This window comes from Ensifer canadensis (assembly GCF_017488845.2).
GTDB classification, from domain to species: domain Bacteria; phylum Pseudomonadota; class Alphaproteobacteria; order Rhizobiales; family Rhizobiaceae; genus Ensifer; species Ensifer canadensis.
Genome location: NZ_CP083371.1, coordinates 1,520,240 through 1,536,247 on the forward strand (window position 1 = coordinate 1,520,240; position 16,008 = coordinate 1,536,247).

General features: G+C 61.9%; 16 protein-coding genes. 7 read left to right on the forward strand and 9 right to left on the reverse strand.

Translation table 11 applies throughout. The features are described from left to right. Window positions 1–23 precede the first annotated feature (23 nt). Window positions 24–821 carry a phosphatase PAP2 family protein gene (locus J3R84_RS26775; protein WP_203529267.1) on the forward strand — a complete coding sequence of 266 codons (798 nt, stop codon included), beginning with the start codon at window positions 24–26 and terminating at the stop codon, window positions 819–821. Window positions 822–860: 39 nt separating this feature from the next. Here J3R84_RS26775 and J3R84_RS26780 read toward each other — a convergent pair whose 3' ends face one another. Next, complete coding sequence (locus J3R84_RS26780; protein WP_057216274.1) at window positions 861–1,862, reverse strand: LacI family DNA-binding transcriptional regulator; 1,002 nt, start codon at window positions 1,860–1,862, stop codon at window positions 861–863. A 192-nt stretch (window positions 1,863–2,054) separates the two neighbouring features. On the opposite strand from J3R84_RS26780, the gene J3R84_RS26785 reads away from it, so the two are divergent. The 4 genes from J3R84_RS26785 to J3R84_RS26800 all read left to right on the forward strand — a co-directional run bounded on the left by J3R84_RS26785 (window position 2,055) and on the right by J3R84_RS26800 (window position 7,450). Beyond that, entirely contained in the window at window positions 2,055–3,083 is a 1,029-nt protein-coding gene (locus tag J3R84_RS26785; protein WP_057220161.1) for an ABC transporter substrate-binding protein, read from the forward strand. A gap of 136 nt (window positions 3,084–3,219) precedes the next feature. Next, entirely contained in the window at window positions 3,220–5,457 is a 2,238-nt protein-coding gene (locus J3R84_RS26790; RefSeq protein ID WP_203529268.1) for an ABC transporter permease, read from the forward strand. Next, window positions 5,454–6,515 carry an ABC transporter ATP-binding protein gene (locus J3R84_RS26795; RefSeq protein ID WP_025428431.1) on the forward strand — a complete coding sequence of 354 codons (1,062 nt, stop codon included), beginning with the start codon at window positions 5,454–5,456 and terminating at the stop codon, window positions 6,513–6,515. The genes J3R84_RS26790 and J3R84_RS26795 overlap by 4 nt, the downstream gene beginning before the upstream one ends. Before the next feature lie 122 nt (window positions 6,516–6,637). Further along, window positions 6,638–7,450 (forward strand): inositol monophosphatase family protein, encoded by an 813-nt coding sequence (locus tag J3R84_RS26800; RefSeq protein ID WP_025428430.1) that lies wholly within the window; start codon window positions 6,638–6,640, stop codon window positions 7,448–7,450. Between the two features lie 22 nt (window positions 7,451–7,472). Here the strand turns inward: J3R84_RS26800 and J3R84_RS26805 are convergent, their stop codons facing one another. Together J3R84_RS26805 and J3R84_RS26810 are read right to left on the reverse strand one after the other, a co-directional pair. Next, complete coding sequence (locus J3R84_RS26805; RefSeq protein WP_113567715.1) at window positions 7,473–8,246, reverse strand: slipin family protein; 774 nt, start codon at window positions 8,244–8,246, stop codon at window positions 7,473–7,475. Between the two features lie 26 nt (window positions 8,247–8,272). Next, complete coding sequence (locus tag J3R84_RS26810; protein WP_203529271.1) at window positions 8,273–9,637, reverse strand: NfeD family protein; 1,365 nt, start codon at window positions 9,635–9,637, stop codon at window positions 8,273–8,275. A 244-nt stretch (window positions 9,638–9,881) separates the two neighbouring features. Here J3R84_RS26810 and J3R84_RS26815 point away from each other — a divergent pair, with 244 nt between their 5' ends. Together J3R84_RS26815 and J3R84_RS26820 are read left to right on the forward strand one after the other, a co-directional pair. Then, window positions 9,882–10,583 carry a DUF2161 domain-containing phosphodiesterase gene (locus J3R84_RS26815; RefSeq protein WP_025428427.1) on the forward strand — a complete coding sequence of 234 codons (702 nt, stop codon included), beginning with the start codon at window positions 9,882–9,884 and terminating at the stop codon, window positions 10,581–10,583. Window positions 10,584–10,602: 19 nt separating this feature from the next. Continuing rightward, a complete protein-coding gene (locus J3R84_RS26820) occupies window positions 10,603–10,971 on the forward strand; it encodes a YbaN family protein (RefSeq protein WP_025428426.1) in 369 nt (122 codons plus the stop codon). Between the two features lie 40 nt (window positions 10,972–11,011). Here J3R84_RS26820 and J3R84_RS26825 read toward each other — a convergent pair whose 3' ends face one another. From J3R84_RS26825 to napE, 6 genes are read right to left on the reverse strand one after another with little or no spacing between them, the layout of a single operon-like run. Then, window positions 11,012–11,707: a NapC/NirT family cytochrome c gene (locus tag J3R84_RS26825; RefSeq protein WP_025428425.1), complete on the reverse strand. Its 696-nt coding sequence runs from the start codon at window positions 11,705–11,707 to the stop codon at window positions 11,012–11,014. Between the two features lie 4 nt (window positions 11,708–11,711). Next, on the reverse strand, window positions 11,712–12,212 hold the full coding sequence (locus J3R84_RS26830; RefSeq protein WP_038577799.1) for a nitrate reductase cytochrome c-type subunit: 501 nt from the start codon (window positions 12,210–12,212) through the stop codon (window positions 11,712–11,714). Further along, the gene (napA, locus tag J3R84_RS26835; protein ID WP_025428423.1) at window positions 12,182–14,686 is read right to left on the reverse strand and encodes a periplasmic nitrate reductase subunit alpha; all 2,505 of its coding nucleotides are present in this window, start codon (window positions 14,684–14,686) and stop codon (window positions 12,182–12,184) included. Before napA ends, J3R84_RS26830 begins: the two co-directional genes overlap by 31 nt. Beyond that, the gene (locus tag J3R84_RS26840; protein WP_025428422.1) at window positions 14,661–14,948 is read right to left on the reverse strand and encodes a chaperone NapD; all 288 of its coding nucleotides are present in this window, start codon (window positions 14,946–14,948) and stop codon (window positions 14,661–14,663) included. The genes napA and J3R84_RS26840 overlap by 26 nt, the downstream gene beginning before the upstream one ends. Further along, a complete protein-coding gene (gene napF / locus J3R84_RS26845) occupies window positions 14,941–15,435 on the reverse strand; it encodes a ferredoxin-type protein NapF (RefSeq protein ID WP_081788922.1) in 495 nt (164 codons plus the stop codon). Before napF ends, J3R84_RS26840 begins: the two co-directional genes overlap by 8 nt. Before the next feature lie 8 nt (window positions 15,436–15,443). Further along, window positions 15,444–15,635 (reverse strand): periplasmic nitrate reductase, NapE protein, encoded by a 192-nt coding sequence (gene napE, locus J3R84_RS26850; protein ID WP_025428420.1) that lies wholly within the window; start codon window positions 15,633–15,635, stop codon window positions 15,444–15,446. Window positions 15,636–16,008 lie beyond the last annotated feature (373 nt).

Sequence of the window (16,008 nt, forward strand, 5' to 3'; positions counted from 1 at the left end):
TTTTTTCATCGCGAGCATTCGGAATGTCCAGCTTCCTGCAATCCACCATCACACCTGCCGCCGGCCGCCGGTGGCAGGCTGCCAATCCCCAGACATGGCTTGCGCGATGCTACGCCTACGTCCAGGAACAGCCGGTCCAGGCAGCCGCATCGGCAACGATCTTCGTAGGCTTCATTTTCATGGCGTTTCCCGGCATCGATCTCACCGTGTCTCGCTGGGCGGCGGCCGGTGACGCGGATTTTCCGCTATCGCGAGAACACGCGCTGCGTTTGCTGCGCGATTTCAACCGTCTGATCCCGATTTTGATCCTGCCTGCCGTAGCAGTCACGCTAGCCGTGCAGATGCGCGCGCCGCGCGCCTGGCTGCCACGCCCGCACAACATGTTGTTTTTCCTGACCTTCTATGCGGCCGGCCCGGGCCTTGCCATCCAGCTTCTGAAAAGACTGGTCGGTCGCGCCCGCCCCTCCGAAATCATCGAGTTCGGCGGAACCCTGCCGTTTACGCCCGCCTGGCAGGTGTCCGGCGCCTGTTCGCGCAGTTGCTCGTTCGCCTCCGGCGAGGCGGCGACAGCGATTGCGTTGATTGCATTGGTGGTCTTTCTACCAACACGATGGCGCTTGACGACGATAATCGCCTTGATCCCCGTCGTGCTCGCCTTCTCGCTCAATCGCATCGCCTTCGGCGCCCATTTTCTCTCGGATGTTGTGCTCGCCTGGTTGCTGATGCTCTGGATCATGCTGTGGCTATGGTCGGCCTTTGCAGCCCAAGGCACGCGCATCGATGCCGCTCTGACACGCGGCCAACGCCATCTCGAAACATGAGATCGGCGGCAGCCTCGCTGCCGGTCGGTTTCTGCTTACTCAGGCGCTGCGCACGGACCGGCGCCAGACGAAGGGGGCGTTGAGCCGCAGCGACTGCGATTGCCCGACATCATCACTCATCAGCCACGCGACCGCCGCTGCCGCGATCTCCTCGATCGGCTGGGCAAATGTCGTCAGGTCATAGGAGTTCCAGGCCGCCTGCGGAATGTCGTCGAAGCCGACGACGCAGAGATCGTCGGGGATCGACAGCGAAAACTGGTGCCGGGCCGCGTCCATGAAGCCGAGCGCAACGAGATCGGTGACACAAAAGACTGCATCCGGGCGCTCGCGGCGGGTCATCAGCCGTTGTGCGAGAACCTTGCCGCTTTCGTAACCCGTCGGGCCGAAGCGCTCGACGGTCACATCGAGCCCCTGCTCCCGCGCGGCGGCAACGAAGCCCACTTCGCGCGCCATGAGGCTCGGCGTTCCCGCTTCCGAATTGGCAAAGGCGAGACGGCGGCAGCCTGCCCGCAGGAACGCCGTCACAACGCTCTGCGCCGTGTCGTCCTCGTCGAGGTTTATCCGGAGCGGTCCCTGATGCTCGTCGTTTCGATTGATCAGAACCAACCGCTGGCCATTCCTGACACAGAGGTCGACGAGCGACTTGTCCGGCATGCCGGACAGCACGATCGAGGCATCGGCCCGGTACCGGATCGCCTGCCGCAACGCCATATCGACACGTTCGTCGGAGCGGTCGGTGTTGACGAGCATCGCGATCTTGCCGGCGTTCTGCAGTTGCTGCGTCAGCGCCTTGATCAGCGCAGAACGATAAGGCGTGCCCATATCGGAAACGACGAGGCAGACGATGCCGCTTTCGTTGCGCATCAGTCCGCGGGCAAGATGATTGACGTGATAGCCGAGCGCTTCAGCCGCCTCCATGACCTTGCGGCGCGTCTCCGGTGCAATGCTTGCACCCGCTGTAAACGCGCGTGAAACGGCGGACCGGGAAACGCCGGCCTTCCTTGCTACTTCCTCGGCACTGACGAATATCTTGTCGCTCATCGGGAACCAATCTTGCACGGCCTTGCAAACTTCTTGCAACAAATCTCAAGTCTGTGCAAGCTCGATCAAACCCAATAGATTAAACTTTCCGTATTTGTTTGGACTTGGATTGACAACATTCCAATCCATGTGACACCTTGCACGCGCTTGCATTACTGCGGTGTGGAGGCATCGCATCATTGGGAGGAAGTTATGAAAGCTGTATCCATTTCGGTTGCGCTCGCCGCAACCGGCCTAGCATTCGCGGCGTCTGAGGCGCAGGCGGCAGGCAGTCTCAATCTGATTTGCTCGGCAGACGTCGTCATTTGCGAGCAGATGACCGCCGATTTCGAGAAGGAAAGCGGGATCAAGGTCAACATGGTTCGCCTGTCTTCTGGCGAAACCTATGCCAAGGTTCGCGCCGAGGCGCGCAACCCCAAGACCGATATCTGGTGGGCAGGCACCGGCGACCCGCATCTGCAGGCCGCATCCGACGGACTGACGCTCGAATACAAGTCGCCGATGCTCGACCAGCTCCAGGATTGGGCGAAGAAGCAGGCCGAAGGCTCGGGCTATCGCACCGTTGGCGTCTATGCCGGCGCGCTCGGCTGGGGATACAACACCGAGATCTTCCAGAAGAAGGGCTTCAAGGAGCCGAAATGCTGGGCCGATCTGCTGGACGCGTCGCTGAAGGGCGAGATCCAGATGGCAAACCCCAACTCGTCGGGTACAGCCTATACGGCGCTTGCATCGCTGGTGCAGATCATGGGCGAAGATCAGGCGTTCGATTACCTGAAAAAGCTCAACGCCAACGTTGCGCAATATACCAAGTCAGGCTCGGCGCCGGTCAAGTCGGCAGCACGCGGCGAGGCCGGCCTCGGCATCGTCTTCATGCATGATGCCGTCGCCCAGACGGCCGAGGGTTTCCCGATCAAGGCGATCGCCCCTTGTGAAGGCACCGGCTACGAGATCGGCTCGATGTCGATCATTCGCGGCGCCAAGAACCTTGACAATGCCAAGGCCTGGTACGACTGGGCGCTGAAGGCAGACGTTCAGTCGCGCATGAAGGATGCCAAGTCCTTCCAGCTGCCGTCCAACAAGAGTGCGGAAGTGCCGAAGGAAGCGCCGAAGTTCGAGGATATCAAGCTGATCGACTACGACTTCGCCACCTATGGCGATTCCGAAAAGCGCAAGGCACTGCTTGAGCGCTGGGACCGCGAAGTCGGCGCCAGCGCCAACTGACGGCATTCGGTTTGCGATCGGCCGGATCGAACGATCCGGTCGATCACATCTCGAAAGACCGCACGCGTTTCCGGCGGCCGAAAGCCGGCCCTGCAACAAATCGACATTCCAATATTGAAGAGACGCGAGGACCGTGATGGAACATCGCAACCGTAGGCTCGACCTCACACTCGGGCTCGGGCTGGCCGCATTCCTGGCTGTGCCCTGGTACCGCATCGAGGGAGGCTTCTTCGGGCTTGGCTGGCTTTCCGGCTTCCCCTCCGATGCTGCCGTGGCACCCGGCCTTGCGCAAATCTTTGCCCACGGGCGTTCATGGCTCGTCGTCGCGCTCGTCCTGCTCGGCATCTGCGCGGTTGCCCGGTTCGTCCGCGATCCGGCCCGCCGCGGCCTGGTGTTGGCGGCAGCCGGCGCGCTCGGCCTTCTCTTCATCGCTGCCCAGGGTCTGGCGATCGGCTTTACCGGTTGGACCTGGACGATCAGCGAAACCCTGTTCGGCCCGCTTGCCGACGGACAGCCCTCGATGGGCGCCGGCGCCGTTCTCGCCTCCCTCGCCTTCATCCTCATCTTCGCATTTGGGCTGGCGGAGCGCGGCGTCATGAAGGGCGATGCCTTCATCGTCGCCTCCATCGCGCTGCTCGTCTGCCTCGTCGTCGTCTTCGTCTTCTATCCTGTCGGCAGCATGTTTGCGGCTTCAGTCCAGGACTTCGACGGTTCGTTCAAGCCTGATGGTTTCCTGCGCAACATCCAGGACGGCTCGATCTGGAGCCTTGGCTGCGTCACCGGGGGCGAGCGCTGCGGCGTCGCCTGGCGCACGCTGTGGCTGGCGCTGATGACCGCTTCCGGCTCGACCTTGCTCGGCCTAGCGTTTGCCCTTGTCGCAACGCGCACCCGCTTCCCCTTCAAGAAGGGTATGCGCATGCTGACGGTGCTGCCGATCATCACGCCGCCCTTCGTCATCGGCCTGGCGCTCACCCTGCTCTTCGGCCGCGCCGGCGTCATTACGGAGTTCCTGTCCGATGCTTTTGGCATCGAACCGGGCCGCTGGCTCTACGGCCTCACCGGCATCTGGATCGCGCAGGTGCTGTCCTTCACCCCGATCTCGTTCCTGGTGCTGATCGGCGTCGTCGAGGGCGTCAGTCCCTCGATGGAAGAGGCATCGCAGACGTTGCGGGCCGACCGCTGGCGGACATTCTGGAACGTCTCGCTCCCCCTGATGAAGCCGGGCCTTGCCAACGCCTTCCTGATCGGCTTCATCGAGAGCATGGCCGATTTCGGTAATCCGCTCGTGCTTGGCGGCAGCCATGGCGTGCTTTCGACGGAAATCTTCTTTGCCGTCGTCGGCGCGCAGAACGACCCGTCACGCGCCGCCGTGCTCGCCATCATCCTCTTGTGCTTCACTTTGTCGGCGTTCCTTGCCCAGCGCTATTGGCTGGCGGGCAAGAATTATTCGACCGTGACCGGCAAGGGCGATTCAGGCTCGCATATCGCTCTGCCCCGCTCGCTGTCGATCGGCGTCCACGCCGTGGTGATCCCGTGGATGATCTTCACGGTCGTCGTCTATGGCATGATCCTGTTTGGCGGCTTCGTGAAAACCTGGGGTCTCGATAACTCGCTGACGTTTGAGCACTATATCAAGGCCTTCTCGTTCTCGGTCACCGACGGCGTCATCGCCTGGACCGGCGTCGCCTGGAATTCGTTCTGGACGACGATGGAAATCGCGCTGATCTCGGCGCCACTGACGGCCCTCGTCGGGCTGCTGACCGCCTACCTGATCGTCCGGCAGCGATTTGCCGGGCGGGATATCTTCGAATTTGCCTTGATGTTGAGCTTTGCCATTCCCGGCACGGTCATCGGCATCAGCTACATCATCGCCTTCAACCTGCCGCCACTCGAAATGACCGGCACGGCACTGATCCTCGTTGCCTGCTTCGTCTTCCGCAACATGCCCGTCGGCGTACGTGGCGGCATCGCGGCGATGAGCCAGCTCGACAAAAGCCTGGACGAGGCATCGCTGACGCTGCGGGCCACCAGCTTCCGCACGCTGCGCAAGGTCATCCTGCCGCTCTTGCGTCCGGCCATCGTCGCCGCCCTCGTCTACTCCTTTGTCCGGGCGATTACCTCGATCAGCGCCGTCGTCTTCCTTGTGAGCGCCGAATACAACATGGCGACGTCCTATATCGTCGGCCTCGTCGAAAACGGCGAGTTCGGCGTGGCGATCGCTTATTCGTCGGCCCTCATCGTGGTGATGATCACTGTCATCACCTGCCTGCAACTGCTTGTCGGCGAGCGCAAGCTCCGGCGGGAGAACCGCGTCTTCGGCGCGGCTCCGGTCCGCGCTGCCACCAAGACCCTTTCCCAGGAGAACCCCGCATGAGCACCCCACGCACCGGCTCGGTCGTCTTCCAGAACGTGCGCAAGCAGTTCGGCGCCTTCACCGCCATCCACGATCTGTCGCTGACCATCGAACCCGGCACTCTCGTCACCCTGCTCGGGCCATCAGGCTGCGGCAAGACCACCACGCTGCGCATGCTCGCCGGCCTGGAGCATCCATCCGCCGGCCGAATCCTGATTGGCGGCAAGGACGTCACCATGCTGCCGGCCAACGAGCGCGACGTGTCGATGGTGTTCCAATCCTACGCGCTGTTCCCGCATATGACCTCGCTCGACAATGTCGCCTACGGGCTTGAATCCTCCGGCATGAAGAAGAAGGAGGCGCGCGATCGGGCCGAGGAAGGCCTGAAGCTCGTCGGCCTCGGCGGCCTGGGCCAGCGGCTTCCGGCCGAACTCTCCGGTGGACAGCAGCAGCGCGTCGCCGTCGCCCGCGCGCTGGTGCTCGAGCCGCAGGTGCTGCTGCTCGACGAACCGCTTTCCAACCTTGACGCGCGGCTGCGCCGGCGCGTCCGCACCGAAATCCGCGAGCTGCAACAACGGCTCGGCTTTACCGCCGTCTACGTCACGCACGACCAGGACGAGGCGCTTGCCGTCTCCGATAGGATCATCGTCATGAAGGATGGCGAGATCGCCCAGGAGGGGGCGCCGCGCGAACTCTACGAGGCGCCGGCATCGGCCTTCATCGCCGACTTCATGGGCGAGGCCAATGTGCTGCCTTGCGAGATCACCGCATCCGACGCCGGCCTTGCCACCATCCGTGTCGGCGGCCTCGAACACAGGCTGCCATCGCGCGATGCTCGGCCCGGCCCATCGAAGCTCGCCGTGCGCCCCAATGCCGTGACGCTGACGCCGGCGACTGGTGCAGCACTGCCCGGTACGATCAGCACCGCCGCCTATCTCGGCGGCCACATCGAGTATGAAGTTGAAACACAGAATGGATTGCTATTCGTGGTTGATGATGCGATCGAGGAGATGTTATCTCCCTCGACCGAAGTCGCCATCGGCTTCCGCAACCGCGGCCTTGCTTTGATTACTGCATAACTCCTTAAACCCGGGAACATTATGCAGCAAATTTAGAGCGTTACAGCATCTTTTGCGCGCCCAACTGACGCGCGCCTCTGTAGCGTATGATGTCTTGAGATCGACACAGGAAGGACTATTGCATGACTTCGCCAATCGCGGGCCTTGAAGCTCGCTTCGCGCTCACCAAGACCATTGCCGAGGAAGCCGGACGGCTTGCCCATGACTACTTCCTGCAGCGCGAGACTCTGGTCATCGAAACCAAGGCCGACGCCCATGACGTTGTTTCAATCGCCGACCGGAACGTCGAGACGCTGATCCGCGATCGCATCAGCGCCTCGTTCCCGGACGACGGTGTGCTCGGCGAAGAACACGGCCTTGTCAGTGGCACTTCGGGCTTCACCTGGGTGATCGATCCGATCGATGGAACGACGCCCTTTGTCAACGGCATGCCCAACTGGTGCATCTCGATCGCCGTGCTTTATGCCGACAAACCCGTGATCGGCGTGATCCAGTCGCCGTGTCACGACGAGCTCTATGCGGCTGCTTCCGGACTGGGCGCGACACTGAACGGCAAGACCCTGCGCCTCGATGCGACACGGACGATCCGCGATGCCGTGACAGGACTTGGCGCCAACAATCACGTGACGCCGGCCGAAGTCGCGGGGATCGTCGAGCGCCTTCTTGCCGCCGGCGGCAACTTCATGCGCAACGGTTCGGGCGCGCTGATGATCGCCTATGTGGCCGCCGGTCGGCTCGTCGGCTACTACGAACCCTACATGCATGCCTGGGATTGCCTGGCCGGCTATTGCCTCGTCAACGAGGCAGGCGGCTGGTCGCTGCCCTTCCCGACACAGGGCGAAGCCCTGACCCGGGGAAGCGCTGTTCTGGTCGCAGCGCCCGGTGCTATCGACGACCTGCTCAAGGTCGCACAACTCGAACGCAAGGCAGCCTGAAACATCGAGACCCCAAACGTGATCAGCTCGTCGACTTATCGACCTTGGCCGACAGCAGGTTGACGAGCTCCATCGGGAACGGAAACACGATCGTCGAGTTCTTTTCGCCGGCGATCACGTTCAAGGTGCTCAAATAGCGCAACTGCATGGCTTCGGGCTGCCGGGCGAGGATCTCGGCGGCCTCGAGCAGCTTGGCCGCCGCCTGCTGCTCGCCTTCGGCGTTGATGACCTTGGCACGACGTTCCCGTTCGGCCTCTGCCTGGCGGGCAATGGCGCGGACCATGCTTTCGTTGATGTCGACATGTTTGATCTCGACCGTGGCAACCTTGATGCCCCAGGCATCGGTCTGGCTGTCGAGGATCTTCTGGATGTCTTCGTTCAGGCGGTCGCGTTCTGCCAGCATCTCATCGAGGTCGTGTTTGCCGAGTACTGAGCGCAATGTCGTCTGGGCGAGCTGGCTCGTCGCCATCATGAAATCCTCGACCTGGATCGTCGACTTTTCGGCATCTATCACCCTGAAGTAGATGACCGCGCTGACGCGGACCGACACGTTGTCGTGCGAGATGACGTCCTGGCTTGGAACATCGAGCACGCGGGTTCTAAGATCGACCCGCACCATCTGCTGGACATAGGGAAGAAGCAGGATCAGCCCCGGACCCTTGACGCCCGTGAAGCGACCGAGTGTGAAGATGACGCCGCGCTCATATTCGCGCAGGATCCTGATCGCATAGGCGATGACGATCAGGAGGAACAACAGGATCGCGAGATAGGGAGCGAGGCTCCCAAGCATGTCCATGATCTTTACTCCTTCTACCGCATGCGTCAGGCCTTTGCCTCGTCGCGCGCGACCTCAAGCGTCAGCCCGTTGCGGCCGACAACTTTCACATTTTCTCCCGCATCCAGTGTCTGGCTGCTGACAGCCTGCCACCGTTCGCCGTGGGCGATCACATAGCCGTTTGCGCCGGACCAGCTATCGACCTTGCCCGGCAGCCCGATCATCTGCTCGCCGCCGGTCACCACCGCATGGCGCCGCGCGCTGAAGGCGAGACGGGCGACGAGCAGGCTGAAACCGAGGCTGGCAATGCCGACGCCGGCAAGCATCGCCCATGAGACCTGCAGCCCCGGAGTGTCGGTATCGAAAAGAATCGCAGCGCCGAGAACCAGCGCCAGGGCGCCGCCGGCACCGAGCACACCGAAAGAAGGCGAATGCGCCTCCGCGACCATCAGGCCGATACCGAGCAGGATCAAACCGAGACCGGCATAGCTGACCGGCAAGACGGCCAGAGCGTAGAGCCCGAGCAGCAGGCAGATCCCGCCGACGGTGCCGGGCACGACCGATCCGGGGGTCAGGAACTCGAAGATCAGTCCATAGACGCCGATCATCATCAGAATGATCGCGATGTTCGGATCGGTGATCACCCCAAGCAGGCGCGTGCGCCAGTCGGGCACAAAAGTCTCCACGCCGAGCCCAGCCGTTTCAAGCGCGATATCCGTCTGCCCGACACGGACAATTCGTCCCTGCGCCCGCTTCAGCAGATCGTCGACCGAAGTGGCAGTGAAATCGACGACTTTCTCCTGAACGGCAGCCGCCGCAGACAGGCTCGCAGCCTCGCGCACAGCCCGTTCGGCCCAATCGGCATTGCGCCCGCGCAACTCGGCCAGCCCGCGGATATAGGCGACGGCATCGTTGATGAGCTTGGCCTCGATTGTCGTCTGGGTTGGCCGAGATTGGGCAGCAGTATCTTTGTCGTTCTCGTCGGGACGCTCGTCCTTCTGGCCGCCGAACATGTCTCCGCCGATGGCGATCGGCGTTGCCGCCCCGAGATTGGTTCCCGGCGCCATGGCAGCGATATGGCTTGCATAGAGAATGTAGGTGCCGGCGCTTGCCGCACGTGCTCCGCTGGGTGCAACGAAGCTCGCGACTGGAACGGATGATGCCAGGATCGCCTGGATGATTTCGCGCATGGAGGTATCGAGACCACCCGGCGTATCCATTTGGAGAACGACAAGCGGCAGGTGCCGATCATTGGCCTTCTGCAATCCGCGTTTGATATATTCAGCCGATGCCGGACCGATCGCCCCCTTCAAAGACAGCACCAAAACAACCTTCTCGGTTTCTGGCGCGGACGCGGCGGGAAACACGAATGCTGATATCAGCGACAGCAACAGGGTGAGGACTCGCAACATCTGTCGTCAAAGCCTCGGATACCGGGCGCCCTCCGGCGAAGGCCGCCCACGCAGCAATATTAACACACCATAAAGTTAAGACGAAGCACAACGCACCACCGCGCTGCGACCGGACAACCGGATGACAAAGCCCCGGATCGGGGCTATCTGCATGTCAGAACAATTGCCCCGGCTCGCGTAACAAACGACCATGGCGGCACTTGCCAAGACGAACCGCCTTCGATCTCGACAGGAACCCATCCGCTTGGAGACAACACTTTATCTTCCGATCAAGCGCTTCCTCGAAGAGGCGGGATACTCCGTCAAAGGTGAGGTCGGGGGCTGCGATATCCTTGCGCTCAGCGACGACGAGCCGCCGCTCGTCGTTATCTGCGAGCTGAAGCTGACGTTCAATCTGGAACTGGTGCTGCAGGCAGTGGATCGCGCCAATGCCGGTGACGAAGTTTGGATCGCAGCGCGTGTCTCGGCCAAGGGCAAAGGGCGGGAGAGCGACCGCCGCTTTCGCGATCTCTGCCGCCGGCTCGGGTTCGGCATGCTCGCCGTTGCCGACAACGGCACGGTCGACGTGATTGTTGCGGCATCGGCCGCCATGCCGCGCAGGAACCTGAAAAAGCGAGCGCGTCTCATCAAGGAACACCGCCGTCGCAAGGGCGACCCGACGCTCGGCGGCAGCACGCGCGCGCCGATCATGACCGCCTATCGCCAGCAGGCCCTCGCCTGCGCGGCGGCATTGCAGGATGGCAATCTACGTCCTCGCGACCTGCGTGAGGCCGCACCCGATGCCGCCAAGATCCTGCAAGGCAATGTCTATGGCTGGTTCGAACGGGTCGACCGCGGCATCTATGCGCTGACCGGAATGGGAGCTGAAGCACTTCGGCGCTGGCCGCAAGGCCGAGTATCGGGTGAGAATGATACCGCGGCGATGTCGACATGTTCCGAAGATTGACCCGGCTTGGAGACCAGCTATGAACCTTCCTCTTCGGCTGCTCTGTCTTGGTCTTGGATGGCTGATGATCGGTTTCGCCGTCGCCGGCATCTTTTTGCCGATCTTGCCAACCACGCCCTTTCTTCTCCTGGCGGCCGGCCTGTTCGCTCGCGCGTCGCCGCGACTTGAGCGCTGGCTGCTGGAACACCCGACCTTCGGTCCATCCTTGCGGCTCTGGCGGGAAAAAGGTGCGATACCGGCTCGGGCAAAGATCATAGCCATTTCGCTGATGGCTACGAGCTTCGCCTTCTTCTGCATCGTCAGCAAACCGAGCCTGCCGCTTGCGTCGGTTGTCGCCGGGGCGATGCTGCTCCCGGCCCTTTTTATCATCACCAGGCCGACCGCCTGAGGGGTCACCCCCTTCGCGGCGCATTTACCGGAAGCGACGGTCAGAGATTGCTGGCGTGAAGCTCCATCATCGCGCGGCGAAGATCGTCGATCGGCGTCATGCCCGAGGTGCTTGTGCCTTCCAGCTCCTTCGGCATCTTCCAGCCGGGATCGATACCCTGCATGTTCGGCAGTTCGTGCGCGATGCCCTTGTGGCAATCGATGCAGGTCGCCTTGCCCGATAGCAGGTAGCGCGTGTGAATGGTGGCGGCCCGCTCCGTCTGCTTCTGCAGATCCATGGCAACAGAGGAATGGCAGTTGCGGCATTCCAGGCTGTCGTTGGCCTTCAGCCGCGCCCATTCGTGCTGGGCCAGTTCAAGCCGTTTTTCCAGAAATTTGGGGCGGGTGTTGATGGTGCCGAAGATCTTGCCCCAGACCTCCTTCGACGCCTGCATCTTGCGGGCGATCTTGTCGGTCCACTGATGCGGAACGTGACAATCCGGGCAGGAGGCGCGCACGCCGGAACGATTGGAAAAATGGATCGTGCGCGTCAGTTCCTCATAGACGTTGTCTTTCATCTCGTGACAGGAAGTGCAGAACTTCTCGGTATTGGTGATCTCCAGCGCCGTATTGAAGGCGCCCCAGAACATCACGCCACCGATGAAGCCGCCCAGCGTCAGAAAGCCGAGGCTGAGCGTGCCCGCCGGCGTGCTGACAAGCCGCCACGCCCACAGGATAAGTCTCCGGATCCGCTGCATGGGCTCACTCGCTTCCGGCCGGCTTGACGCCGAGTTCGCTCATGTCCTTGAAGACATTGTCGACCAATGGGCGAACATCCGCCTGCGGCACATGACATGCCGTGCAGAAGTAGCGCCGCGGCGAAACGTCGGCGATCATCTGCCCGTCGCGCGTCATGTAGTGCGTCACGCTGATCATCGGTGCGCCGCTATCCTGCGTGAACTCGCGTTTGTGGCAGGAGAGACAGCGGTTGGTATTGACCGAAAGCTGGTAACCCTCGATCGAGTGCGGGATGATCGGCGGCTGGTCCGGGTAGGCGCGCATCTTGCGTTTGTCATCGACCACCCATTTCGGCAAGCTCGCGGCAGCCCCGGTTTCCATCTGTGGTGTCGGGCCTTCAAGCTGCGGCACCATTTGCTGGACGACCTGGGCAATCGCCGTCGTCGTGACAAACATGACGAGGCCGATGGCAACGACCACCCATTCTGGTCGCTTCAAGCGACTGAGACGATCTTGACTGCGCATTTTTTGAAATCCGTCTGTTTGGAGATGGGATCCGTTGCGTCGAGTGTCACCTTGTTGATCAACTGGCTCGCATCGAACCACGGCACGAAGATCACGCCGGGCGGCATGCGATTGCGTCCGCGCGTGTCGATGCGTGAGCGGATCTCGCCGCGCCGCGACATGATCCGCACCTCCGCTCCCTGATTGATGCCGCGCTTGCGGGCGTCATCCGCATTCATGAAGCAGCGGGCGCCCGGAAAGGCGCGATAGAGCTCCGGCACACGCATCGTCATCGAACCCGAATGCCAGTGTTCGAGCACGCGACCCGTCACCAACCAGAGATCGAATTCCTCGTCGGGCGATTCCGCCGGCGGCTCGTAGGGCACCGCAAGAATGACCGCCTTGCCATCCGGGCGGCCGTAGAATTTCACGCCCTCGCCGGCCTTGACGTAGGGGTCGTAGCCCTCGCGATAGCGCCAGCGCGTCTCCTTGCCGTCGACCACCGGCCAACGCAGACCGCGTTCCTCGTGGTACCGGTCGTAGGGCGCGAGATCGTGACCATGGCCGCGACCGAAGGTGGCATATTCCTCGAACAGCCCCTTCTGGAGGTAGAAGCCGAAGGCTTCGGCCTCGTTGTTGGCGTAGTCGCCGCTGACTTCGCTTAAGGGGAAGCGGTTGACCTCACCGTTCTGGAACAGGACGTCATGCAGGCTCTTGCCCTTGAACTCTGGGTTGGCAGCGAGGATTTCGGCCGGCCAGACTTCGTCGGTTATAAAGCGCTTGGAGAACTCGACCATCTGCCAGAGATCCGAGCGCGCCTCGCCCGGCGCCTGCACCAGCTGGTGCCAGACATGGGTCCGCCGCTCGGCATTGCCGTAGGCGCCTTCCTTTTCCACCCACATGGCCGCCGGCAGGATGAGGTCGGCGCTCATGGCCGTGATCGTCGGATAGGCATCCGAGACCACGATGAAATTCTCCGGGTTTCGATAGCCTTGGTAGGTTTCGTTGCTGGTATTGGGGGCGGCCTGGACGTTGTTGTTGACCTGAACCCAGTAGAAGCTGAGCTTGCCATCCTTGAGCATGCGATCCTGCTCGACAGCGTGATAGCCGGGCTTTTCCGGGATGATCCCATGCGGAACGCGCCAGATCTCCTCGGCGTGCTTGCGGTGCTCCGGATTGGTGACGGTCATGTCGGCGGGCAGACGGTGGGCGAAGGTGCCAACCTCGCGCGCGGTGCCGCAGGCCGACGGCTGGCCGGTCAGCGAGAACGGGCTGTTGCCGGGCTCCGAGATCTTTCCGGTCAGAAGGTGAATGTTGTAGACCATCTGGTTGGCCCAGACGCCCCGCACATGCTGATTGAACCCCATGGTCCACAACGACATCACCTTGCGCTGCGGATCGGCGTAGAGTTCGGCGAGTTCCTCCAGAAACGCCGGGTCGACACCGGTCATCTCGGCGGTCTTCTCCAGAGTGTATTCCGACACGAACGCCTTGAACGCCTCGTAGTCCATCGGCTCCATCTTGCCGGGGTCGGATGAATTGGCCGCCTTAACTTCGATGGGATTGTCCGGACGCAGGCCATAGCCGATATCGGTGACGCCGCGCATGAAGGTGGTGTGTTTACGAACGAAGTCCTCGTTCACCCGGCCCTTCTCGATGATGTAATTGGCGATGTAGTTGAGGATCACCAGGTCGGTGCCGGGTTTGAACACCATCGGAATGTCGGCGAGGTCCATGCTGCGGTGGGTGAAGGTCGACAGAACAGCCACCTTCACATGCGACTGGCCCAGGCGGCGATCAGCAAGCCTTGTCCACAGGATCGGATGCATCTCCGCCATGTTCGAGCCCCAGAGCACGAAGGCGTCCGCATGTTCGAAGTCATCATAGCAGCCCATCGGCTCGTCCATGCCGAAGGTTCGCATGAAGGCGTAGGCCGCCGAGGCCATGCAGTGGCGGGCATTGGGGTCGAGGTTGTTCGAGCGGAAGCCGGCGCGCATCAGCTTCGTCGCAGCATAGCCCTCGAAGATCGTCCACTGGCCGGATCCGAACATGCCGACCGCCGTCGGCCCCTTTTCCTTCAGCACCTTCTTGCACTGTTCGGCCATGACGTCGAAGGCTTCGTCCCAGCTCACCGCCTCGAACTCGCCGTCCTTGCTGTAGGCGCCGTTCAGCTTGCGCAGCATCGGCGTCTTCAGCCGGTCGGAGCCATACATGATCTTGGAGAGGAAATAGCCCTTGATGCAGTTGAGGCCGCGGTTGACCTCGGCCTGCATGTCGCCATGGGTGGCAACGACCTGCCCCTCCTTGACGCCGACCATGACGCCGCAGCCGGTGCCGCAGAAGCGACAGGGCGCCTTCGACCACTTGATTTCGAGCGCGCTGATACCGCCGGGCACCGGTTGAGCGGCGGCGGGCAGTGCGATGCCGGCGGTGGCGGCGGCGATGCCGGCCGCGTGCGCCTTCAGGATATCACGCCGCGTCAGTTCGGTGGTCATCGTCCGTCACTCCTTCCGTTTCGACATGTTCGAAAACCATATTGGCCGCTACCACGCCCTCGAGCGTGGAGATCGTCGACAGGCATTCGCCAAGCATGCCGGTACTCGTTCCCTCGATGACGACGACAATCTTGCCGCCCTCATGGCCGTAAACCTCGACATTTGCCATGCGCGCCAGCGCGGCAAGGACAGCATCCTTCATCGCCGGAAGAGCGACGACGACGGCGCTTGAGATATGATATTGCCGGGAGGGATCAGGCATGGACGCCCTCCTGAACCCGATCCGCAATGCCGATTGCACCGACAGGACAGACGCCGATGCAGGCACCGCATCCGCTGCAACTGTTGACATCCACCTCTGGCAGGAACGGCCCGCCGGTCCGGGGCCGAAAGCGGATCGCCTGCTGCGGACAGGCATCGCGACAGGATTGGCAGGCGACGTTGTTGCGCGCGAGGCAGCCGTCGCCGATCGCAACGACATGGGCAAGCCGCGTTACGCCTTCGGCTGCGAATACCGGCTCCGGACAGGCCCGCGCACAGTCGCCGCAGAAGGTGCATTCGCCGCCTGAAAAATCGAGCGATGGACGCTCGTCCAGGAGCGAAATGATGCGGGTGGGACACTTTTCCACACATTGGCCGCAACCGGTGCATGCCGTCAGGCTTTCAAGCGTGACGCCCGGCGGCAGGACGCGCCTTCGCTCCGCCTGCCGGCCCAAGAACAATCCTCGTCTGGTTGTCATTGCCCCCATCGATCACCTCAATGCCCAAGCGGGCCCGGCGGGCCGTAAACGATCTGCAGCATCCAGACGATGAAGCCGTAACCGCCGACCACGCCGACGGCGACCAACGGCCAGATGCCAAAGGCAAGAACAAGAAATGTCAAAAGCTCCTGGCGCCGGCGAGATCGCGGCTCCTGCTCGGTCAAGTGCTGTGGAGGTAACTCTGACACGCCTGGCTCCCGGGCTCGTTGAACCGAAAGCATAGTAACAATCCGTGACAGAAAATAAAGCGGAACAAACTCTACTTTTGTAATCAAGAATAAAAATAACATCTGTCAATTCAACAAGATATTTGCCCTGGGAATTGCAGTGGTTCCTTGGAGAAAAACAGCGAAAATCAAACTTAGTATTTTTGTAAATTACAATATGAAAAGAACAATAGCAGAACAGAGAGCGGCGGCGACAGCTTGACGCGTGTGCTGGCAGTGCGCGCATGTTCGGTCTCGAAGCCATTGGTTTTCGAAGGCAACTCGATGATTCGTCGTTTGACCGCCGACGAGTTCGCCGGAGCCAAGACTCTGTGACGCGATAATACTTGCGCAG